A 25,215-nucleotide genomic window follows, 5' to 3' on the forward strand; every position below is an offset into this window, starting at 1 on the left:
GGGCGGCGAGCGTCCCGGTGAGGCCCAGGACGGCGGCCGGGGCCGCGTCCCGCAGCATGTGGGCGACGCGTTCGGCCGGGTAGGCGAGGTCGATCGGCAGGTAGGCGGCCCCGGCCTTGGCGATGCCGAGGACGGCCGCGACCATCAGCGGGGAGCGCGGCACGGCGAGCGCGACGATCTTCTCGGGGCCGACGCCGCGTCCGATCAGCAGGCGCGCGATCCGGTCGGCCTCGCGGCCGAGCTCGGCGTAGGTCCGCTCGCCGTCCCCGGCCGCGACGGCGGGCGCGTCCGGTGTCGCGGCGACGCGGGCCTCGAACAGCGCGGGCAGCGTCGCGACCGGCACGGTCTCGGCGGTGTCGTTCCACTCCGACGTCAGGCGGCGGTCGTCCGCGCCGAGCAGGTCCAGGTCGCCGACGCGCAGGCCGGGGTCGGCGGCGATCTGCGTCAGCACCCGGACGAGCCGTTCGCCGAGCGCGTCGGCGGTCTCGCGGTCGAACAGCTCGGCGGCGTAGTCGACCGTGCCGAGCATGCCCGCCGTCCCGCCGTCCTTGAGCCGCCGTTCGGCCAGCGTGAACGACAGGTCCACGCGCGCGGACGGTTCCTCGCCGCCGCCGGGACGGCCCGGGCGGGCCTCCAGGCCGGGCAGGCTCCACGAGCCCTGCGGCATGTCCTGGACGGCCAGCGACACCTGGAAGAGGGGGTGCCGGGCGAGCGAGCGGGCGGGGGCGAGGTCGTCGACGAGCCGCTCGAACGGGACGTCCTGGTGGGCGTAGGCGGCCAGGTCGGTCTCGCGGACGCGTTCCAGCAGCTCGCCGAAGGTCGGGTCGCCGCCCACGTCGGTGCGCAGGACGAGCGTGTTGACGAAGAACCCGGCGAGCCGGTCGAGGGCGGCGTCGGTCCGTCCGGCGACCGCGGTCCCGATGGGGATGTCGGTCCCGGCGCCCATCCGGCTCAGCAGGGCCGCCAGCGCGGCCTGCACGACCATGAACAGGGTCGTCCGGTTCTCGCGGGCGATCTCCACCAGGCGCGTGTGCGTCTCGGCCGGGACACCGAAGCCGGACCGTCCGCCGCGATGGCTCGCCACCGCGGGCCGGGGCCGGTCGGTGGGCAGCGGCAGTTCCTCGGGCAGCCCGGTCAGCGCGGCGCGCCAGTGGTCGAGCCTGGCGCTGATGAGGCTTGCGGGGTCGTCCTCCTCGCCGAGGGCCTCCCGCTGCCACAGCGCGAAGTCGGCGTACTGCACCGGCAGCGGTTCCCACGCCGGGGCCCCGCCCTCGCGGCGCGCCGCGTAGGCGGCGGACAGGTCGCGCGCCAGCGCGCCCATCGACCAGCCGTCGGCCGCGATGTGGTGCACGACCATGGCGAGGACGTGGGAGGTCGGCGACACCCTCAGGAGCAGGACGCGCCACGGCGTCTCGACGGCGACGTCGAACCCCCGCGACAGGAACGCGCCGACCCGCGCGCCGATCTCGTCCTCGGACGCCTCGCCCGTCTCGATCGCGGGACGTCCGGCCGCGCCATGGAGGACGTGCTGGTAGGGGACGCCGTCCACGTCCGGGTAGACGGTGCGCAGGACCTCGTGCCGGTCCGCGACGTCGGCGAGCGCCGTCTCCAGGGCGGTCACGTCCAGCTCGCCGTCGAGCCTCAGCGCGAGCGGCACGTTGTAGGCGGCCCCGGCGTCCTCGAGCCGGTTGAGGAACCACATGCGCGCCTGCGCGAACGACAGCGGCGTCCGGTCGGGGCGCTCCCTCGGCGCCAGCGCCGGGACGTCGGTGGCGCCGGCCTGCCCGGAGCGCACCAGCGCCGCCAGCCCGGCGGGCGTGGGGGCCTCGAACACCTCCGCGACGCCCAGCTCGGCGTCCAGGACGGAGTGGATCCGCGCGACCAGGCGCATCGCCTGGAGCGAGTCGCCGCCGAGGTCGAAGAACCCGGCGTCGGCCCCGACCTGCTCCAGGCCGAGGATCTCGGCGAACAGGCCGCAGAGGATCTCCTCCACGGCGGTGCGCGGCGCGCGGGCGGTTCCCGCGTCGGCGAACTCGGGGACGGGCAGCGCCGCCCGGTCGAGTTTGCCGTTGGCGGTCACCGGGATGGCGTCGATCTCGACGAACGCCGCGGGGACCATGTGCTCGGGCAGCCGTCCGGCCACGTGGTCGCGAAGAGCGTGGTCGCGGAGGGCGCCGTCCCCGGCGGGCACGAGGTAGGCGACGAGCCGCCGGTCTCCGGGACGGTCCTCGCGGGCGACGACCGCGACCTGCGCGACCGCGTCGTGCTCGGCCAGGACGGCCTCGACCTCGCCGGGCTCGACCCGGAAGCCGCGGATCTTCACCTGGTCGTCCTCGCGTCCCGCGAACAGCAGGACGCCGTCGCCCGTCCAGCGGGCCAGGTCCCCGGTCCGGTACATCCGGCCCGGCGCGTGCGGGCAGGCCACGAACCGCTCGGCCGTGCGGGCCGGTGCGTCGAGGTAGCCGCGCGCGACGCCGGTCCCGGCGATGTACAGCTCCCCCGTCACGCCGGGCGGGACGGGACGCAGGAACTCGTCCAGCACGTACACCCGGGTGTTGGCGAGAGGCCGTCCGATGGGCAGGACAGAGCCGTCCTCCGGCGCCGCCACATGGCCGGTCGCGCACAGGGTGATCTCCGTCGGCCCGTACAGGTGCCGGACGTCCGCCCCCGGGCACGCGTCGCGAACGCGCGCCACCGCGCCGGGTGGGACCACGTCGCCGCCGGTCAGCACCTCGCGAAGCGACGCGAAGCATCCCGGGTCCTCGTCGGCGAGCACCCGGAACATCCCGGCCGTGACGTGCACGTGGGTGAGGCCGTGCCGGGCGATCAGGTCGCGTATCTCGGCGGCTCCCAGGTCGCCGGGCGGCGCGACCGCGACCCCCGCGCCCTGCGCGAGCGGCGCCCACACCTCGAAGACGGACGCGTCGAACGCGAACGGCGCGTGCGCGAGAACGCGCGCCCCGGCGTCCAGGCGCCACCACGGGTCGGAGACCAGCGCGGCGACGTTGGCGTGCGTGACCGCGACGCCCTTGGGCTCGCCCGTGGAGCCCGACGTGAACATCACATAGGCCAGGTCGTCCCCGGACACCTCGACATCAGCGAACGCTTCGGACGGCTCGGAGCGGATCCACGCCCCGGCCGTCTCCTCGGTGATCACGGTGCGGACGCCGGTCCGTTCCAGCACCGCCGTGCGCCGCGCCGCGGGCCAGGCGGGGTCGACGGGCACGTAGGCCGCGCCAGCCTTCCAGATCCCGAGGAGCGCCGCGACCAGCTCGGCCGACCGTTCCATCCGCACGCCGACCCGGTCGCCGCGCCGCACCCCGGCCGCGGCCAGGCGGGCGGCGACCCGGGACGCGGCGGCGTCCAGCTCGGAGTGGCTCCAGGCGATGTCGCCGCAGGTCACGGCGGGGGCGTGCGGGGTGGTGCGGGCGTGCGCCGCGATCAGGCTTGCCGGGGACGCGGCGGGCAGGGCGCGGTCGGTGTCGTTCCAGGCGCGCAGCACGCGGCGGCGCTCCCCGGGCTCGAACACGTCCACGCCGCTCACCCGGACGGCGGGGTCGTCGGCGACCTGGCCGAGCACCCGGACGAGCCGGTCCACCAGCCGCCGGGCGGTCGCCTCGTCGAACAGGTCGCCCGCGTACACGAGCATGCCGTCGAGTCCGCCCGTCCCGCCGCGCCGGGCGGTCAGCGAGAACGACAGGTCGAACTTGACGGCGCCGGTCCCGCCGGGCGCGCGCTCGGTCTCGACGCCCGCGAAGTCCCACCCGACCGCGGGCATGTCCTGGACGCCCAGCGAGATCTGGAACAGCGGGTGCCGGGCGAGGGACCGCTCCGGGGCGAGCCGCTCCACGAGCCGCTCGAACGGCAGGTCCTGGTGGGCGTACGCGGCGAGGTCGGCGTCCCGGACCCGGCCCAGCAGGTCCAGGAACGCCGGGTCGCCCGCCACGTCGGCGCGCAGCACGAGGGTGTTGATGAAGAACCCGACGAGCGGGTCGAGGGCGGCGTCGCCGCGGCCCGCCACGGCCGTCCCGACGGGGATGTCGTCGCCCGCGCCGAGCCGCGACAGCAGCACCGCCAGCGCCGACTGGACGACCATGAACAGCGTCGCCCGGCCGCGGCGCGCCACGTCCAGCAGCCGGGCGTGGGCGGCCGCGTCGATCTCGAACGCCACCCGTCCGCCGCGGTGGCTCGGGACGGCGGGACGCGGACGGTCGTAGGGCAGCGCCAGCTCGGACGGGAGGCCCGCCAGCGCGGTGAGCCAGTGGTCGAGCTGCGCGCTGATGAGGCTGTCCGGGTCGTCCTCGCCGCCGAAGACCTCACGCTGCCAGAGCGCGTAGTCGGCGTACTGGACGGGCAGCGGCTCCCACTCCGGGGCCCGGCCGTCGCGGCGGGCCGCGTAGGCGGTGGACAGGTCGCGGGCGAGCGCGCCCATCGACCAGCCGTCGGCCGCGATGTGGTGGACGACCATCACCAGCATCCGCTCGACCGGCGAGATCTCCAGGAGTTCGGCCCGCCAGGGCGGCTCGGCGGCCACGTCGAAGCCGCGTCCGGTGGTGTCGGCCACCCGGGCGGCGACCTCCTCCTCGGCCGTCCGGAGCACGATGAGCTTGGGCCGTCCGGCGTCGCCGGTCAGGACGCGCTGGTAGGGGACGCCGTCCACGTCGGGGAAGACCGTCCGCAGGGTCTCGTGGCGGTCGGCGACGTCGCCGAGCGCGGCCTCGAGCGCCGGGACGTCCAGCTCGCCGCGCAGCCGCAGCGCCAGCGGCACGTTGTAGAGCGGCCCGGCCCCTTCGAGGCGGTTGAGGAACCACATCCGGGTCTGCGCGAACGACAGCGGCGTCCGCTCGGGCCGTTCCCGGGGTGCCGGCGCGGGACGGCCCGCGCCGTTCTCCCGGGCCTGCCCGGCGACGCCCGCCGGGGTCGGCGCGGCGAACAGCCCGCGGATGGTGATCTCGGCGTCCAGGACGGCGCGGACCCGCGCGACCAGCCGCATCGCCTGCAGCGAGTCGCCGCCGAGGTCGAAGAACCCGTCGTCCGGCCCGACCCGCTCCAGGCCGAGGACCTCGGCGAACAGGCCGCAGACGATCTCCTCGACGGCCGTGCGCGGGTCCCGCGCCGAGGCCGTCACGGCGATGTCGGGCGCGGGCAGGGCGGCCCGGTCGAGCTTGCCGTTCGCGGTGACCGGCAGCTCGCCGAGGACGACGAACGCGGCGGGGACCAGGTGGGCGGGCAGCCGCTCGGCGGCGAACCTCCGCAGTTCCTCCGCGTCCGGGCCGTCCGGGCCGTCCGGGCCGTCCCCGCCGGACGGCAGGTAGGCGACGAGGCGCTTGTCGCCCGGACGGTCCTCACGGACGATCACGGCGACCTGCGTCACCGCGTCGTGCGCGGCGAGGACGGCCTCGACCTCGCCGGGCTCGACCCGGAAGCCGCGGATCTTCACCTGGTCGTCGGCGCGGCCGGCGAACACCAGCCGCCCGTCCCCGGTCCACCGCACCAGGTCGCCGGTCCGGTACATCCGTTCGCCGGGAGCGCCGAACGGGCAGGCCACGAACCGCTCGGCCGTGGGGGCGGCGGCGTCGAGATAGCCGCGCGCGACACCGGTCCCGGCGATGTACAGCTCCCCCGGCACGCCGGGCGGGACCGGGCGGAGCGCGCCGTCGAGCACGTAGGCCCAGGTGTCGGTGAGCGGTCGGCCGATGGGCAGGACGGCGTCGTCCTCGTCGGTCGCCATGTGCCCGGTGGCGCACAGGGTGATCTCGGTCGGTCCGTACAGGTGCCGGACGGCGAGGCCGGGGCAGGTTTCCCGCACGTGTGCGACGGCCCCGGGCGGAACCGCGTCACCGCCGGTCAGCACCTCGCGCAGCGAGGCGAAGCATCCCGGATCCTCGTCGGCGAGCACCCGGAACATCCCGGCCGTGACGTGCACGTGGGTCAGTCCGTGCCGAGCCGCCGCGTCCCGGACGACCTGGCCGTCCACCTCGCCGGGCGGCGCGATCACGACCTGCCCGCCGTTGGCCAGCGGCACCCACAGTTCGAACACCGAGGCGTCGAAGGCGTAGGGCGCGTGCGCGAGGACGCGCGCCGACTCGTCCACGTCCCACCACGGGTCCGACACCAGCGCGGCGACGCCCGCGTGCGTGACCGCCACGCCCTTGGGCTCGCCCGTCGAGCCCGACGTGAACATCACGTACGCCAGGTCGTCGCCGGACACCGAGGTCCGGGGCCGGTCCGGCCGGGAGGCGGGCTCGGCGAGGTCGTGGTCGTCCAGGGCGAGGCGCGGCACGTCCGTCTCCGGGAGCCCGGCCAGCGAGCTCGTGGAGCCCACGACCACGGTCGGACGGGTCTCGGCCAGGATGTGGGCGACGCGCCGGGACGGATGGTCCGGGTCGATCGGGACGTAGGCCGCGCCCGCCTTCCAGACGCCGAGCAGCGCGGCGACCAGTTCCGGTGAACGTTCCAGGGCCACGGCCACGCGGTCGCCCCGTCGCACGCCCCGCTCGGTGAGGTGGGCGGCGATGCGCCCGGCTCGTTCGTCCAGGTCGGCGCGGGTCCAGGAGCGGTCGTCGGCGGCGACGGCGGGCGCCTCGGGCGCGCTGCGGGCGTGGTGTTCGATCAGCTCGGCCGTCGTGGCGGGCGCGGTAGCGGAACCTGTGGCGGGCGGCCCGGCGCTCCACTCGTCGACGATCCGGCGCCGTTCCGGGGCGTCCAGCACGTCGAGCGCCGCGAGCCGCGCCGTCGGGTCCGCGGCCATCTGGTCCAGGACGCGGTGGAGCCGGTCGAGGAGGGACTGCGCGGTGGCGCGGTCGATGGCGTCGGGCCGGTAATCCAGGCGCAGGCCCATGCGCCGCCCGGGGCCGACCGCGAGCGTGAGGGGGTAGTGGGTCGCCTCCTTGCCGTGGTCGGCCAGCAGCGCGAGGCGGAGCCGGTCGGCGTCGGCCCCCGCGTCGGGCTTGGCGGCGTCCGCCGGGCCGTCCGGGCCGAGGGGGTAGTTCTCGTAGACGAGGAGGGTGTCGAAGGCGGCCCCGTTCCCGGCGGCGCGCTGGATGTCGGTGAGGCCGAGGTGCTGGTGGTCGAGCAGCCGCGACCGGTGGTCCTGGAGGCGGGTCAGGACGGTCTCGACGGTGCCCGACGGGTCGAGCCGGACGCGGACGGGGACGGTGTTGAGGAACAGCCCGAGCATGGTCTCCATGCCGGGCAGGTCCGGCGGGCGGGCGGCGACGGTCGCGCCGAACACCACGTCGTCGCGGCCGGTCGCCGCGCCGAGCACGACGGCCCAGGCCCCCTGCACCACGGTGTTGAGGGTGAGCCCGCGCGACCGGGCGACCTCGCGGAGCGCGGTGGTCCGCTCCTCGTCCAGCACGACGGCCACGCGTTCGGGGACGACGGGCGCTCGGCCCGGGACGGCGGGGGCGATGAGGGTGGGTTCGGCTCCGGCGAGTTCGCTCTGCCAGGCGGCGCGTGCGGCGTCGTGGTCCTGGCGTGCCAGCCAGGCCAGATAGTCGCGGTAAGGGGTGACCGGGGGCAGGTGGGAGGGGTCGCCGCCCGCCTCGTAGACCGAGCGCAGCTCGCGCAGCAGCACCGGCAGCGACCACCCGTCCAGCAGGATGTGATGGTTCGTCAGGATCAGGCGGTGCCGGTCGTCCGCGAGCCTGGCCAGGGTCAGCCGCAGCAGGGGCGGGACCGCGAGGTCGAAGGGGCGTGCGCGCTCCTCCCCTGCGATCGTCTCGAGCTCGGCGAGCGCCTCCGCCTCGTCCCTGCCGGACAGGTCGACCGTCCGCCAGGGCGTCCGGACGTTCCGCGCGACGAGCTGGACGGGCGCGCCGGAGGCCCGGCGGCGGAACCCGGCGCGCAGTCCCGCGTGCCGGTCCAGCAACGCGGCCCAGGTCCGCCGCAGCGCGTCCGGGTCCAGCGGCCCGCGCAGTTCCAGAACGTGCTGGCCGACGTACACGTCGGTGTCGGCGCCGGCGTACTGGGCGTGGAAGAGCAGCCCCTCCTGCAACGGCGACAGTGGCCACACATCGGCCAATGCGGATCTGTTCACGACCACGGCCCCCGCTCCATCTCGACTGCCATGTCCTCGAATTCCTCGATCTCGTCCTGGCTGATATCGGCCAGAGGGAAGTCGGAAGGGCTGTGGCCACCCGCTCCGGGGTCCTCCGCGTGCGCGGCGATTCCGGCGAGCATGTCCATCCACAACCGCCCGATCTCATTGATCTCGGACTCGCCAAGTATCTCCGGCAACCACCCCAAAGACAGAGTCAAAATTGAACAGTCGGACAGATCCCGCACCGCCGCGGACACCTCCAGCGCGTGCAGCGCGGGCATCTCCGCGCCGCCCTGTCCACCCATGGCGAGGGGTTGCCAGAATCGGTCACCGATTTTCTCGCCGGTGGAAACGGAGGCGAATCTCCCCAGGTAATTGAAGGCGATCTGCGGCGCCTGGTATTCGGCCAGGACGGACCGGGTTTCCGCATCGGTGAAACGGAGCAGCCCGTATCCGAGACCGTCCCCGGGGACGGCTCGCAGCTGTTCCTTGACGCGTTTGACGAGCGCGCCGGCCTCGGTCCCGCCGCGTCCGACGTCGGCGAGCGCCAGGCCGCCCGCGTCGAGCCGCACGGGGTAGACGCAGGTGAACCAGCCGACCGTCCGGGACAGGTCGCCTCCGCCTCCGGCCCGGCCGTGTCCCTCGACGTCCACGAGGAATCCGCCACGCCCGGGGTCGTCGCGCCGGGCGCGCCAGGTTCCGATCGCCGCGAGCAGGCCCGCCAGCAGGATCTCGTTGACGCCCGCGTTGAACAGGCCCGGGACGGTGTCGAGCAGCGTGCCGGTCACGTCGTCCGGAACCGTGAGGGAGGTGTGGCGCATCGCCGCCTCCCGGTCGCGGCCCGGCTCCACGTCGCGGGCTCCGGGGAAGCCGTGGCCGCCGGTGAGGATCGCCTTCCACTCCTCCAGTTCCGCCCGCCGCGCGACGGTCTGGCCGTCGAGCCTGCGCGCCCAGGCCCGGAAGGTCTGCCCCACCGGATCCAGCTCGACCGGACGGCCGCCGACGCGGGCGGTGTAGGCGAGGGCGAGGTCGGGCAGCAGGATCCGCCACGACACGCCGTCGGCGACCAGGTGGTGCACGACCATCAGCAGCCGCCCGGCCGCCTCCGGCCCCCGGTCCAGCCAGAACGCCCGCAGCACCCGTCCCTCGCGGGCGTCCAGGCCGGCGGCCGCGGTCTGCCCGGTGGCGAGTTCGCGCAGCGCGTGCTCGTCCATCCCGGACGCGTCGACGCGGGTCAGGAGGTCCTTCGCCGCGACCGTGCCCACGGGCCCGACCTCGATCGTCCCGTCGCCCAGGCGGGCCCGCAGCATGTCGTGACGGTCGACCACGGCCTGGAGGGCCTCAGTGAGGGCGTCGAGGTCCAGCTCCGGCGGGACGCTCGCCAGGGTCCACTGGCACAGGCCGCCCGCGAGGGCCCGCGAGCCCTTCGCCTCGTCCAGCCACCGCATCACCGGCGTCAGGGGGACGCTTCCCGTTCCTCCTCCGTCCGGGTTCGTGTCCTCAGCGGTGACGGTGCCGGCGATGCGGGCCAGTTCCGCCGGGGAGGTGAACTCGAAGACGTCCTGGGCGCTGATCACCACACCCGCGCGCCGTGCCCGCGCCACCAGCTGCATCGACATGATCGAGTCGCCGCCCAGGTCGAAGAACCCGTCCTCGACCCCGACCCGCTCCAGCCCGAGGACCCCGGCGAACAGATCGCACAGCGTCTCCTCCAGGCCCGTCTTCGGCTCCCTGCCGGTGACCGCCCCCGCGAAATCCGGAGCGGGGAGAGCGGCCCGGTCGAGCTTGCCGTTCACCGTGACCGGTAGCGCGTCCAGCGCGACGACGGCGGAGGGGACCATGTACTCCGGCAGCCGTTCGGCGGCGAACCTCCGTAGTTCCTCCGGGGCGGCGTCGCTCACCACGTAGGCGACCAGGCGCTTCTCACCCGGACGGTCCTCACGAGCGATGACCGCGACCTGCCCAACCGCCTCATGACCGGCCAGCACGGCTTCGACCTCACCCGGCTCCACCCGGAAACCACGGATCTTCACCTGCTCGTCCGCACGACCCGCGAACACCAACTCGCCATCGCCCGTCCACCGGGCCAGGTCACCGGTCCGGTACATCCGGCCCGGGGTGTACGGAGACGCCACGAAGCGTTCCGCCGTCACCCCCGGACGGTTCAGGTAGCCGCGCGCCAGCCCTGCGCCCGCCACGTACAGCTCGCCGACGACACCCGGCGGCACCGGACGCAGGAACCGGTCCAGCACGAAGACCTGCGTGTTCGCCAGCGGACGGCCGATCGGCAGCAGGGGCCGTGCCGGGTCGCCGGAGGCGAGCACGTGCCCGGTCGCGCACAGCGTGATCTCGGTCGGCCCGTACAGGTGCCGGACCGCGAGCTCCGGAGACGCCTCGCGCACCCGAGCGACCGAGGCGGGCGGCACCACGTCGCCGCCGGTGAGGATCTCGCGCAGCGACGCGAAGCACTCCGGGTCCTCGTCGGCCAGCACCCGGAACATTCCGGCCGTGACGTGCAGGTGGGTGAGTCCGTGCCGGTCGATCAGCCCGCGGACGACCTGGGCGTCCAGCTCGCCGGGCGGCGCGACGACGACCTGTCCGCCGTGCGCGAGCGGCACCCACAGCTCGAACACCGAGGCGTCGAACGCGAAGGGCGCGTGCGCCAGCACGCGGGCGGACGCGCCCATTCCCCACCAGGGGTCCGACACCAACGCGGCGACGCCCTCGTGCGTGACCGACACGCCCTTCGGGACGCCCGTCGAGCCCGACGTGTGCATGACATAGGCCAGGTCGTGCGGGCCGACCGGAGTGCGGACCGCGTCGGTCTCGGCCGCAGGCGCGGTCAGGTCGCCCAGGACGAGGTGCGGGACGCTCCCCTCCGGCATTCCGGCCAGGGATTTCGCCGTGCCGACCAGCACGGTCGCCCGGGTTCCGTCGAGCACCTGACCGATGCGTTCGGCGGGCTGGTCGGCGTCGATCGGGACGTAGGCCGCGCCCGCCTTCCACACGCCCAGGAGCACCGCGACGAGTTCGGCCGAGCGTTCGAGGGCGACCGCCACACGTTCGCCACGCCGTACGCCACGCGCGCGCAGGAGGGTCGCCACATGGTCGGCGGCGGCGTCGAGTCGCCGGTACGTCCAGCGGGTCTCGCCCGCCGTGATCGCGGGGGCGTCCGGTGTCCGCGCGGCCTGCCGGTGGAACAGGTCCACGGGCGAGGGGGCGGGCAGGGGCCGGGAGGTGGCGTTCCAGCCGTCCAGCACGCTGGTCCGCTCGTCCTCGGTGAGGATCTCCAGGGCGGAGAGCCTGGCGCCCGGGTCGGCGGCGAGGGTCTCCAGGACGGTGGTGAAGCGGTCGGCGAGCAGTCGCGCGGTGCCGGGGTCGAACAGTTCGGCGGCGAACAGCAGCACCCCGCGCATCCCGGCGGCCTCCCGGTCCTCGGACCGGTCGGCGGTGAGGCTGAACGACAGGTCGAACTTGACCGTGTCGATCCCGACCCGGAGGCGTTCGACCTCCGTCCCGCTCAGCGTCCACTCCACGGGGGCCGCGTCCTGGACGCCCAGGGACACCTGGAAGAGCGGGTGCCGGGCCAGGGACCGGGCGGGCGCCACCTCGTCCACCAGGCGTTCGAACGGCAGGTCCTGGTGGGCGTAGGCGGCGAGGTCGGATTCGCGGACGCGTTCCAGGAGTTCGGTGAAGGTGGGGTCGCCGCTGAGGTCGGTGCGCAGCACCAGGGTGTTGACGAAGAATCCGGCGAGGCCGTCCAGGGCGGCGGAGCCGCGACCGGCGACCGCCGTGCCGACGGGGATGTCGTCGCCCGCTCCGAGCCGCGACAGCAGCACCGCCAGCGCCGACTGGACGACCATGAACAGCGTCGCGCGGCCGTGCCGCGCCGTCTCCACCAGGCGGGCGTGGGTTTCGGGCCCGATCTCGAAGGTGACGCGACCGCCTTCCCGTCCGGCGACGGCGGGTCGCGGACGGTCGTAGGGCAGGACGAGTTCCTCCGGCGACCCCGCGAGCGCGGCCCGCCAGTGGTCGACCTGCGCGCGGATCACGCTGTCCGGGTCGTCCTCCTCGCCGAGGACCTCGCGCTGCCACAACGCGTAGTCGGCGTACTGGACGGGCAGCGGCGTCCAGCGCGGAGCCTCGTCCCGGCGGCGGGACGCGTAGGCGGCCGAGAGGTCGCGTGCCAGGACGCCCATCGACCAGCCGTCGGCCGCGATGTGGTGGACCACGACCACCAGGACGTGCTCCTGCGGACCGAGCCGCAGCAGTTCGACGCGCCAGGGCGGTTCGGCCGCCACGTCGAAGCCCCGGCCCGTCACCTCGGCGACGGCCTCCCGCAGGTGCTCGGAGGTCGTGGAGCGCATCTGGAGGACGGGACGTCCCGCGTCGCCGGTCAGGATGCGCTGGTGGGGGACGCCGTCCACGTCGGGGAAGATCGTCCGGAGGGTCTCGTGCCGGTCGGCGACGTCGTTCAGCGCCGCCTCCAGCGCGGAGACGTCCAGGTCGCCCCGCACGTGCAGCGCCAGTGGGACGTTGTAGGTCGCGTCGGCGTCCTCGAGCCGGTTGAGGAACCACATCCGGCGTTGCGCGAACGACAGGGGCACCCGTTCCGGGCGGGGTCGTGGCGCGAGCGCGGGTCCGACGGCCGTGGCCGTGGCCGTGGCCGTCCGCGCGTGTTCGGCGACGGCGGCGGGCGTGGGCCCGGCGAACAGGTCCCGGATGCCGACCTCCGCGTCCAGGACGCCGCGGATCCGGGCCACGAGGCGGAGCGCCAGAAGCGAGTCGCCGCCGAGGGCGAAGAAGTCGTCGTCCACCCCGACCCGTTCGAGGCCGAGGATCTCGGCGAACAGCCCGCAGACGATCTCCTCGACGGCCGTGCGCGGAGCCCGTCCCGAGGTGCCCTCCGCGGAGTCGGGCGCGGGAAGGGCGGCCCGGTCGAGCTTGCCGTTCACCGTGACCGGAAGCGTGTCGAGCGCGACGACCGCCGAGGGGACCATGTACTCCGGCAGCCTCTCGGCGGCGAACCTCCGCAACTCCTCCGGGACGGCGTCGCCCACCACGTACGCGACGAGCCGTTTGTCCCCCGGACGGTCCTCCCGGGCGATGACCGCGACCTGCCCGACCGCCTCATGACCGGCCAGCACGGCTTCGACCTCACCCGGCTCGACTCGGAACCCGCGGATCTTCACCTGCTCGTCCGCACGACCCGCGAACACCAACTCGCCGTCGTTCGTCCACCGAACCAAGTCTCCGGTCCGATACATCCGACCGCCACCGAACGGGCACGCCACGAACCGCTCCGCGGTCATGTCCGGACGGTTCAGGTAGCCACGCGCCAAACCGGCACCCGCCACATACAACTCGCCCACGACACCCGGAGCCACCGGACGCAGGAACCGGTCCAGCACGAACACCCGCGTGTTCGCCAACGGCCCACCGATCGGCAACAGGCCCGGGTCACCGGAACCGACCGTGTGACCCGTCGCGCACAACGTGATCTCCGTCGGCCCGTACAAATGCCGGACGACCAGGTCGGGGCACGCCTCACGGACGCGCGCCACCGCCGACGGCGGCACGACGTCGCCGCCGGTCAGCACCTGCTTCAGGGGGCGCAGGGCGTCGACGGCCTCCTCGGCGAGGACGCGGAACATGCCCGCGGTCAGGTGGACGGCCGTGAGCCCGTGCCGGGTGACGAGGTCGCGGAGCGCCTCGCCGTCCAGGTCGCCGGGCGGTGCGACCACGACCCGCCCGCCGTGCGCGAGCGGCACCCACAGTTCGTACACCGAGGCGTCGAAGGCGTAGGGGGCGTGGGCGAGGACGCATCGCGCGGCGTCCGGGCCCCACCAGGGGTCGGCGGCGAGCGCGACGACCCCGGCGTGCGTGACCGCGACGCCCTTCGGGACGCCGGTCGACCCCGACGTGTACATGACGTAGGCCAGGTCCTCCCCGGTCGTCGCGGGGCGGCGGTGGGCCGTCGCCGCCGGCCGGTCCCGGTGGTCGACCCGGGGCGTCCCGTCGCCGCCGGGCAGGACGCCGGTGCCGACGATGACGGCCGGGCGGGCGTCGGCGAGGACGTGCGCGAGACGCTCGGCGGGCTGCGCGGGGTCGATCGGGACGTAGGCCGCGCCCGCCTTCCACACGCCGAGCAGCACCGCGACCAGGTCCGCCGACCGTTCGAGGGCGACGCCCACCCGGTCTCCGCGCCGGACGCCGCGCTCGATCAGGAGGTCGGCGATCCGCCCGGCCTCGGCGTGGAGTTCGGCGTGGGTCCAGTGGGGCGTCCCGGCGACGACGGCCGTCGCGTCGGGGGTGTCCCGCACCCACCGTTCGAGCAGGCCGGGCATGGTGGCCGCCGGGAGGGGCCGGTCCGTGGCGTTCCAGGTCCGGACGACCTGGTCGCGTTCCGCGTCGTCCAGCACGTCGAGGTCGCTGAGCCGGACCCCGGGGTCGCCCGCGACCTGCTTCAGGACGCGGGTCAGCCGGTCCGCCAGCCGCCGCACCGTCGCGCGGTCGAACAGGTCGGCGGCGTACTCGACGACCGCGTCCAGCCCGCCGCCCGAGTCGTCCTCGCCGTGCGGGCCGCGCTCGGCGAGGACGAACGCCAGGTCGAACTTCGCCCCCGCGATGCCGCCCGGCGCGACCGGCTCGGCGTCGAGTCCCGCGAACGCGCGGTCGGCGCCGGGGGTGTTCTGGAGGGTGAGCGACACCTGGAAGAGCGGGTGGCGGGCCAGGGAACGCGCCGGAGCCAGCTCCTCCACCAGCCGCTCGAACGGAACGTCCTGGTGGGCGTACGCGGCGAGGTCGGTCTCACGGACCCGCTCCAGCAGCTCACCGAAGGTCGGATCACCACCCACATCGGTCCGCAGCACCAACGTGTTCACGAAGAATCCGGCGAGATCGTCGAGCGCGGGATCCGGACGCCCGGCGACGGGCGTCCCAAGCGGAATGTCGTCACCCGCGCCCAGCCGCGACAGCAGCGCCGCGAGCGCGGCCTGGACGACCATGAACAGCGTCGCCCCGCCGTGCCTGGCGACCTCCGCGAGTGCCGCGTGGGTTCCGGCGTCCACGTCGAACTCCACGAGCCCGCCGCGGTGGGAGGCGACGGCGGGACGGGTCCGGTCGGCGGGCAGGGTGAGTTCTTCGGGCAGGCCGTCCAGCGCGGTCCGCCAGTGGGCGAGCTGGCCGCCGAGGACGCTGCCGGGGTCGTCCTCGCCGCCGAGCATCTCGCGCTGCCAGAGCGCGTAGTCGGCGTACTGCACCGGCAGCGGCGCCCACTGCGGGGCCTCGCCCCGGACGCGGGCGGCGTACGCGGCGGCGAGGTCGCGCATGAGGAGGCCGACCGACCAGCCGTCGGCGGCGATGTGGTGCACGACCACGGCGAGGACGTGGTCGGCCGGGGACACCTGGAACAGGCCGGTCCGCCAGGGGAGGTCGGCCGTCACGTCGAAGGTCCGGGCGGAGATCTCCGTGAGCCGCTCGGTGAGGTCGTTCTCGCCGGTCACGCGCTGGACGACGAGGTCGGGTCGTCCGGCGGACGCGCCCGCCAGGATCCGTTGGCGCGGCTCGCCGTCGACGTCGGGGAAGACGGTGCGGAGGGTCTCGTGGCGGTCGGCGACGTCGCCGATCGCCGCGTCCAGGGCCGCGACGTCCAGGTCGCCGCGCAGCCGAAGGGCGAGGGGGATGTTGTAGACCGCGCCGGTGTCCTCGAGCCGGTTGAGGAACCACATGCGGCGCTGCGCGAACGACGGCGGCGCGTCCTCGGGGCGTCGCCCGGCGACGAGCGCGGGCCGGACGGCCTCGCCCGGCCTCAGCACCTCGGCGATCCCTGCCGGGCTCGGATGCCCGAACAGGTCCCGGACGCCGACCTCCGCGTCGAGGACGGCGCGGATCCGCGCGATCAGCCGCATCCCGAGCAGCGAGTCGCCACCGAGGTCGAAGAACCCGTCGTCCGGGCCGACCCGCTCCAGGCCGAGCAGCTCGGCGAACAGCCCGCAGAGGATCTCCTCGGTCGCGGTGCGCGGCGCACGGTCGGAGGTGAGCCCCGCGAAGTCGGGTACGGGCAGCGCGGCACGGTCGAGCTTGCCGTTCGCGGTGACCGGCAGTTTCTCCAGGGTCACGACCGCCGCCGGGACCATGTACTCCGGCAGCCGCTCCGCCGCCGCCCGCCGCAGTTCGCGCACGTCCAGGTCCCCGTCGGGGACGACGTAGGCGATCAGGCGCTCGTCCCTGACGAGCACGGCGACGTCGCCCACTCCGGACGTCCCGGTCAGGACGGCTTCGACCTCTCCCGGTTCGATGCGGAAGCCGCGGATCTTGACCTGGTCGTCGACCCGGCCGCCGAACAGCAGCTCACCGTCACGCGTCCACCGGGCCAGGTCCCCGGTCCGGTACATCCGGGCGCCCTCGTCGAAGGGGGAGGCCACGAACCGTTCGGCTGTCAGGTCGGGCCGGTTCAGGTAGCCGCGCGCGAGCTGCACCCCTGCGATGTAAAGCTCGCCCTGGACGCCTGGCGGAACCGGCTGCAGGAACCCGTCCAGCACGTAGAGCCGCGTGTTCCACACCGGGTGCCCGATCGGCACCGAGCCTGAGAGGAAGTCCGACGGGCAGGGCCAGTGGGTGACATCGACGCTCGCCTCGGTCGGCCCGTACAGGTTGTGCAGCGGAGCCGACAGCAGGGCGTGGTAACGCTCCACAACCTCGGAGGGCAACGCCTCGCCACTGCACAGCACCCGCCGCAACGAGCCACAGCGCCCCTCGGGCGTCTCGGCGAGGAACGCGCGCAGCATCGACGGGACGAAGTGGACGGTCGTGACCCGCTCACGCTCGATCAGATCCGCCAGATACCCCGGCTCCCGATGACCACCCGGACGGGCCATCACCACACCCGCACCAGCCATCAACGGCCAGAAAAACTCCCACACCGAAACGTCGAAACCGAACGGAGTCTTCTGCAGAACCCGATCATCAACCGAGAGCCCGAACTCGCCCTGCATCCACTCAAGCCGGTTGACGATCCCCTCATGCGGGACCACCACGCCCTTCGGAACCCCCGACGATCCGGACGTGTAGATCACATACGCCGCGTCCGCCCCGGAGATCCGCACATCCGGTGGAGTGTTCGGGAGGCTCGCGTAGGTCTCCGGCTCGTCCAGGGCGAGCCGGGGGCAGGGCGGCGCGTTCTCGGGCAGGTCCGCCAAGGTCTCGGCGCTGCCCAGGATCGCCACGGGACTGGCGTCGGCGAGCATGCGGGCGATGCGCTCACGCGGCAGGTCGATATCGATCGGCAGATATGCGGCGCCCGCCTTCACCACACCCAACAGGGCAGCGACCAGACGAGCCGAACGCGGCACCGCCACCGCCACAACCCGCCCCGAACCAGTGCCCGCCGCCCTCAGCCACCACGCAACCCGATTGGCCTCGCCCTCCAGCTCCGCATACGACCAGCACGCATCCTCAGCCACCACCGCCACCGCACCCGGCGACGATTCCAGCTGCCGCTCGAACAGACCGGGGAGGGTGGCCGAGTCGACGGGGACGCCGGTGTCGTTCCAGGTGGACAGCACGAGGCGGCGTTCTTCGTCCTCGAGGACCGTCGCCTGGCTGAGAGGCCGGTCCGGGTGGGCGGCGGCCTGCGTCAGGAGCCGGACGAGGCGGTCGGCGAGCGACCGTGCCGTGTCCTCGTCGAACAGGTCGGCCGAGTAGTCGAGCCCGGCCCACAGTCCGGTTTCGCCGTCCTGGTGGCGGCGGCGTTCGGAGAAGGTGAAGTGCAGGTCGAACCGCGAGGGCCGGGGTCCGCGCAACCCTTCGGGACGCACCTGGACACCCGGCAGGTCCCAGGCCGCGCGCGGGGCGTTCTGGAACGTCAGCATCACCTGGAAGAGCGGGTGCCGGGCCAGGGAACGCGCCGGGGCCAGCTCCTCCACCAACCGCTCGAACGGAACGTCCTGGTGGGCGTACGCGGCAAGGTCGGTCTCACGGACCCGCTCCAGCAGCTCACCGAAGGTCGGATCACCACCCACATCGGTCCGCAGCACCAACGTGTTCACGAAGGACCCGGCGAGATCGTCGAGCGCGGGATCCGGACGCCCGGCGACCGGCGTCCCAAGCGGAATGTCGTCACCCGCGCCCAGCCGCGACAGCAGCGCCGCGAGGCCCGCTTGGAGGACCATGAACAGCGTCGCGCCCGATCGTCCGGCGATCTCCAGCAGGCGGTCATGGGTGTCCGCGTCCAGGCCGAACTCCACGTGCCCGCCGCGATGGGAGGCGACGGCGGGACGGGGCCGGTCGGCGGCAAGCGCCAGCTCCTCGGGCGACCCGGCCAGCACCGACCGCCAGTGATCGACCTGCCCCTCCACATCCTGGTCGCGCTGCCACAACGCGAAATCCGCGTACTGGACGGGCAGCGCCGCCCACCCGGGTGCCTCACCGCGGCAGCGTGCGGTGTACGCCGTGGACAGGTCGCGCGCCAGGACGCCCATCGACCAGCCGTCCCCCGCGACGTGATGGACGACGATCACCAGGACGTGCTCGCCGGGAGCCGTCCGCAGCAGTTCCACCCGCCACGGGATCTGGTGGGCGAGGTCGAACTCCCGCGCGGCGGGAGCCTCGGTCAGGGCGCCGATCCCGTCCTCGGTCGTCTCCCGGACGACCAGGTCGGGACGGGCGTCCGCCAGGACACGCTGACATGGCTCGCCGTCGATGTCGGGGAAGACGGTGCGGAGGGTCTCGTGGCGGTCGGCGACGTCGCCGATCGCCGCGTCCAGGGCCGCGACGTCCAGGTCGCCGCGCAGCCGAAGGGCGAGGGGGATGTTGTAGACCGCGCCGGTGTCCTCCATCTGGTTGAGGAACCACATGCGGCGCTGCGCGAACGACAGCGGAACCCGGTCCGGCCTCGGCCGGGGCGTCAGCGGCGTCCGGGCGGTGCCCGCGTCTTCGGCGTGTGCGGCCAGCGCGGCGGGCGTGGGGGTCGCGAACAGGTCCCGGACGCTGATCTCCGCGTCCAGGACGGCCCGGAGTCGCGCGATCAGCCGCATGCCGAGCAGCGAGTCGCCGCCGAGGTCGAAGAACCCGTCGTCCGGGCCGACCTGCTCCAGGCCGAGCAGCTCCGCGAACAGCCCGCAGACGATCTCCTCGACGGCCGTGCGCGGCTCCCGGTCGGACGCGAGTCCGGCGAAGTCCGGCGCGGGGAGGGCCGCGCGGTCGAGCTTGCCGTTCACGGTCAGCGGGATCGTCGGCACGGTCGCGATCGCCGCCGGGAGCATGTACTCCGGCAGCCGCTCCGCCGCCGACCGCCGCAGTTCGCGCACGTCCAGGTCCCCGTCGGGGACGACGTAGGCCACCAGGCGTTCGTCCCTGACCAGCGCCACGGTCTCCCGGACGTGCGGGTGCTCGGTGAGGACGGCCTCGATCTCGCCGAGTTCGATGCGGAAGCCGCGGATCTTGACCTGGTCGTCGACCCGGCCGCCGAACAGCAGCTCACCGTCACGCGTCCACCGGGCCAGGTCCCCGGTCCGATACATCCGGCCGCCCCCACCAAAGGGACTGGCCACGAACCGCTCAGCCGTCAACCCCGCACGGTTCAGATAACCGCGTGCGAGCTGCACCCCGGCGATGTACAACTCGCCCTGCACACCGGGCGGAACCGGCTGCAGAAACTCGTCCAGCACGTACATGCGCGTGTTCCACACCGGACGCCCGATCGGCACCAGCGCCGAGTCCAGATCCGCAGGACACGGCCAGTGGGTGACGTCGACGCTGGCTTCCGTCGGCCCGTACAGGTTGTGCAGCGGAGCCGACAACAGCGAGTGATACCGCTCCACCACCTCGGCAGGAAGCGCCTCGCCACTGCACATCACGCGGCGGAGTCCCCCGCACCGCCCGGCCGTCAGATCCGCGAGGAAGGCCCGCAGCATCGACGGGACGAAGTGGACGGTCGTGACCCGCTCACGCTCGACCAGATCCGCCAGATACCCCGGCTCCCGATGACCACCCGGACGGGCCATCACCACACCCGCACCAACCATCAACGGCCAGAAAAACTCCCACACCGACACGTCGAAACCGAACGGAGTCTTCTGCAGAACCCGATCACCAACCGAGAGCCCGAACTCGCCCTGCATCCACTCAAGCCGATTGACGATCCCCTCATGCGGAACCACCACACCCTTCGGAACCCCCGACGAACCCGACGTGTAAATCACATACGCCGCGTCCGCCCCCGAGATCCGAACAGCGGGCGGCGTGGCCGAGTGGGCGGAAAGCGCCTCGGGGTCGTCGATCGGCAGCACGGGCCGGGCGCCCGGGTCGAAGGGCAGGTCGCGCGTTCCGATGACGGCGGCCGGGTCGGCGTCGGCGAGCATGCGGGCGATGCGCTCACGCGGCAGATCAGTGTCGATCGGCAGATACGCGCCACCCGCCTTCACCACACCCAACAGGGCAGCGACCAGACGAGCCGAACGCGGCACAGCCACCGCCACGACCCGCCCCGGACCGACACCCGCCGCCCTCAACCACCCGGCGACACGATTCGCCTCACCCTCCAACTCCGCATACGACCAGCACGCATCCTCAGCCACCACCGCCACCGCATCCGGCGACGACTCCAACTGCCGCTCGAACAGACCGAGCAGCGTCCGGTCTCGAACAGGGCCGTCCGTGTCGTTCCACTCGGTCAGGACGCGGGAGCGTTCGTCGGCGGAGAGGAGCGTGACGGCGCTGGTCCGGACGCGCGGGTCGGCGGCGACCTGTTCCAGGACGCGGACGAGCCGGTCGGCCAGGGAGCGCACCGTGGCCTCGTCGAACAGGTCCGCGGCGTACACGACGGAGCCGTCGAGTCCGCCGGGCTCGCCGTCCGCGGTGTAGCGTTCGCCCACTCCGACGGACAGGTCGAACCGCACCGCGCCGGTCCCCGGGGAGTAGCGCTCGGTGTCGAGTCCGGCGAGGCTCCAGGTGGCGTCCGGGGCGTTCTGGAAGGTCAACATGACCTGGAACAGCGGGTGCCGTCCCAGCGAGCGGGCCGGGGCCAGTTCCTCCACCAGCCGCTCGAAGGGCACCGCCTGGTGGGCGAACGCCTCCAGGTCCACGTCGCGCACGCGGCCGAGCAGTTCGGCGAACGAGGGGTCGCCCGCCACGTCGGTCCGCAGCACCAGCGTGTTCACGAAGGACCCGACGAGCCGGTCGAGCGCGGCGTCCTCCCGTCCGGCCACGGCGGTGCCGAGGGGGATGTCGGTGCCGCCGCCCGTGCGGGACAGCAGGAGGGCGAGCCCGGCGTGGACGACCATGAACAGCGTCGCGCGGCCCCGGCGGGCGACCTGGAGCAGCCTGGCGTGGGTCGCGGCGTCCACGGAGAAGGGGACGCGGCCGTTGCGGTGGCTCGGCGTGGTCGGACGGGGCCGGTCGGTGGGGAGCGCGAGCTCCTCCGGGGAACCGGCCAGCACCGACCGCCAGTGTTCGACCTGCCCCTCCACGTCGCGGTCGCGCTGCCACAGCGCGAAATCCGCGTACTGGACGGGCAGCGCCGCCCACCCCGGTCCTTCACCGCGGCGGCGCGCCGCGTAGGCGGAGGACAGGTCGGCGGCGAGCGTTCCCATCGACCAGCCGTCGGCGGCGATGTGGTGGACGACGATCACCAGGATGTGGTCGTCCGGGGCCAGCCTGAGCAGGTCGGTCCGCCAGGGCGGGGTGGCCGCCAGGTCGAAGCCGCGTGAGGCGAGGTCGGCGACCCAGGCGGGGGCCTGCTCCTCGGTCACGTCGTGGGCGGTGAGGGTGGGCCGGACGTCGGGCAGGACGCGCTGGAAGGGTTCGCCGTCCCGGTCGGGGAAGACGGTCCGCAGGGTCTCGTGGCGTTCGGCGAGGTCGGCGAGCGCGGCCTCCAGCGCCGCCGCGTCCAGGTCGCCGCGCAGGCGGAGCGCGAGGGGGATGTTGTAGGCGGCTGCGGTGTCGTCGAGCTGGTCGAGGAACCACATGCGGCGCTGCGCGAACGACAGGGGGACGCGTTCGGGACGCTCCCGTGGGACGAGCGGGGGGTGGCGGTGGCCGGGGTCGCCGGCGCGGACGAGCGCGGCGATGGCCTCGGGCGTGGGGGTCGCGAACAGCTCCCGGACGCCGATGTCGGCGTCCAGGACGGCCCGGAGCCGGGTGATCAGGCGCATGGCGAGCAGGGAGTCCCCGCCGAGTTCGAAGAACCCGTCGTCGGCGCCGACCCGTTCCAGGCCGAGGACCTCGGCGAACAGGCCGCACACGATCTCCTCGACCGCGGTGCGCGGGGCCCGGCCGGTGGCGAGCCCGGCGTAGTCGGGGGCGGGGAGCGCGGCCCGGTCGAGCTTCCCGTTCACCGTCATCGGGATCTCCGGCAACGCGACCACGGCCGCCGGGACCATGTACTCGGGCAGCCGCCCGGCGGCGAAATGGCGGAGCTGCCGCTCGTCCAGGCCGTCGCGGGGGACGATGTAGGCGACGAGCTGCCGGTCGCCGGGACGGTCCTCGCGGGCGACGACGGCGATCTGGTCCACCGAGGGGTGCCGGGCCAGGACGGCCTCGACCTCGCCGGGCTCGATCCGGAACCCCCGGATCTTCACCTGGTCGTCGGCCCGCCCGTCGAACACCAACCGCCCCTCGACGGTCCAATGCGCCAGGTCGCCCGTCCGATACATCCGCTCGCCCGGCTCACCGAACGGACACGCCACGAACCGTCCAGCGGTCAGCCCGGCCCGACCGAGATACCCCTCAGCCAGCCCGCTCCCCGCGACGTACATCTCCCCCGTCACGCCCGGCGGCACGGGTTGCAGCGCCTCGTCCAGCACGAGCACTCGCGTGTTCGGAAGCGGACGGCCGATCACACTTCCCACGCCCGCCGCAGCCGATTCCTCGTCCAGCCCGAACTCGGTGACGTGAACCGTGGTCTCGGTGATGCCGTACATGTTCACCAGCGCCGGGGCGTCCTCTGGGAAACGCGCATACCACGCCCCGAGTCGTCCCAGTTCCAAGGCTTCGCCGCCGAACACCACATACCTCAGCGCCAGACCATCCGACGCCACCGGCATCAGCTGATAGAACGCCGACGGCGTCTGACTCAGCACCGTCACCCGCTCATCCACCAACAACGAGACAAACCGCTCCGGCGAACGACTCGTCTCGAAATCCACCACCACAACACGCCCACCCGTCAGCAGCGGGCCCCACAACTCCCACACCGAAAAGTCGAACGCATACGAATGGAACAACGACCACACATCACCAGCACCGAAACCAAACTGCCCAGCAGCCGCACACACCAACGCGACCACATTTGACTGCGGCACCACCACACCCTTCGGACGCCCCGTCGACCCCGACGTGTAAATCACATACGCGGGGAGATCACCGGAGACGTCTCCCAGCCGGTCGGCCTCGAGCGGGACTGCGGGACGCGCGGGGTCGTCGAGCGCGATGCGGGGCACACGCGCGTCCGTGGTCAGCTCGGCCAGCGTCGCGGACGTCCCGACGACGGCGGCGGGCCCGGAATCGGCGAGCACGTACGCGATCCGGTCGGCGGGGGAATCGACGTCCACCGGCACGTACGCCGCGCCCGCCTTCACCACGCCCACGATCGCCGCGACCATCCACGCCGAACGCGGCACCAGCAGCGCGACCCGCGCACCGGGTCCGACACCGTGAGCCCGCAACGACCCGGCGACGCGATCGGCCTCGGCGTCCAGCTCCGCGTACGTCCAACGCGTCTCACCCGACACCACCGCGACCGCGTCCGGCGACCCGGCCACACACTCCTCGAACAACTCCACCAACGACACATCCGGCACCGGAACCGCCGTGTCGTTCCACTCCTCCACGGCTTGGGCGCGTTCGCCGCCGACGAGGATCCCGACCGCGCCGACGCGGCCGGCCGGATCGGCGGCGACCTGCTCAAGGACGCGCACCAACCGCTGCGCCAGGCGCTCCACGGTGTCGCGGTCGAGGCAGTCGGGACGGTAGCCGAGCAGCAGTTCCAGCCGCTTCCGGGGCAGGACGTTGATGGTCAGGGGGTAGTGGGTGGCGTCCCGCCCGCCGACGGGCCGGATGGTCAGGCCCGCGTCGGCGGCGGCGGTGACGGCCCCGGCCGGGTCGCGGGGGTAGTTCTCGTAGGCGAGGAGGGTGTCGAAGGAGATGCCGTTCCCGGCGGCGCGCTGAATCTCGCCGAGGCCGAGGAACTGGTGCTCCATCAGCGCCGAGTGCCGCCGCTGCAGGCCGGTCAGCATGGTCTCGAACGTGTCGGACGGGTCGAGCCGGACGCGGACGGGGACGGTGTTGAGGAACAGCCCGAGCATGCTCTCCACACCGGGCAGGTCGAGCGGGCGGCTGGCGACGGTCGCGCCGAACACGACGTCGTCGCGGCCGGTGAGCTTGCCCAGCACCAGGCCCCACACGCCCTGGACGACGGTGTTGAGGGTGAGGTTCCGCCGTCGTGCCAGGTCCCGCAGGGCGTCGCTGACCTCCTCGGACGCGGTGACCGAGATCTGCTCGGGCACCGTGGCCGGACGGGTCGGGTCGTCCTCCACGATCACGGTGGTCTCGGCCCCGGCGAGTTCGGACCGCCAGGCGGCGCGTGCGGCGTCGTGGTCCTGGCGTGCCAGCCAGGCCAGGTAGTCGCGGTAAGGGGTCACCGGGGGCAGGTGCGAGGAATCGCCGCCCGCCTCGTAAACCGAGCGCAGCTCGCGCAGCAGCACCGGCAGCGACCACCCGTCCAGCAGGATGTGATGGTTCGTCATGACCAGGCGGTGGGTGCCGTCGCCGAGCCGCACGAGCATGAGCCGCAGGAGGGGCGGGGTGGCGAGGTCGAAGCGCCGGTCCCGTTCCTCGACGGCGAGGCGCTCCACCTCGGCGGCCGCGTCCTCGGGCGGGACGTCGGACAGGTCCTCCTCACGCCAGGGCAGGGTCACCTCGCGCGGAACCAGCTGGACGGGCCGTCCGACGGAGGACGGCATGCGGAAGCAGGCCCGCAGGTTGGCGTGGCGTCGCAGCAGCGCCTCCCAGGAGGCCCGCAGCACCGCCGCGTCCACCGCGCCGCGCAACTCCAGGATGTGCTGGCCGACGTAGACGTCGGGGCCCCGCTCGTCCAGCGACGCGTGGAAGAGCAGGCCCTCCTGCATGGGCGACAACGGCCAGACGTCCTGTACCCGGCGCGGGCTCATCGC

The 25,215-nt window shown here is 73.8% G+C and carries 2 protein-coding genes (1 of these 2 cut by a window edge); both read right to left on the minus strand.

Translation table 11 applies throughout. From position 1 onward, the window contains the following. Window positions 1-8,047 carry the 5' portion of a non-ribosomal peptide synthetase gene (locus P696_RS0114880; RefSeq protein WP_034484982.1) on the minus strand. It extends 3,053 nt beyond the left edge of the window, so the window shows 8,047 of its 11,100 coding nt (coding positions 1-8,047); it begins with the start codon at window positions 8,045-8,047; its stop codon lies off the left edge, out of view. Further along, window positions 8,038-25,212, minus strand: a complete 17,175-nt coding sequence (locus P696_RS45580; protein ID WP_245627681.1) for a non-ribosomal peptide synthetase — start codon at window positions 25,210-25,212, stop codon at window positions 8,038-8,040. The genes P696_RS0114880 and P696_RS45580 overlap by 10 nt, the downstream gene beginning before the upstream one ends. Between the last annotated feature and the right edge of the window lie 3 nt (window positions 25,213-25,215).

The organism is Actinomadura oligospora ATCC 43269 (assembly GCF_000518265.1).
In the GTDB taxonomy this organism is placed as follows: domain Bacteria; phylum Actinomycetota; class Actinomycetes; order Streptosporangiales; family Streptosporangiaceae; genus Spirillospora; species Spirillospora oligospora.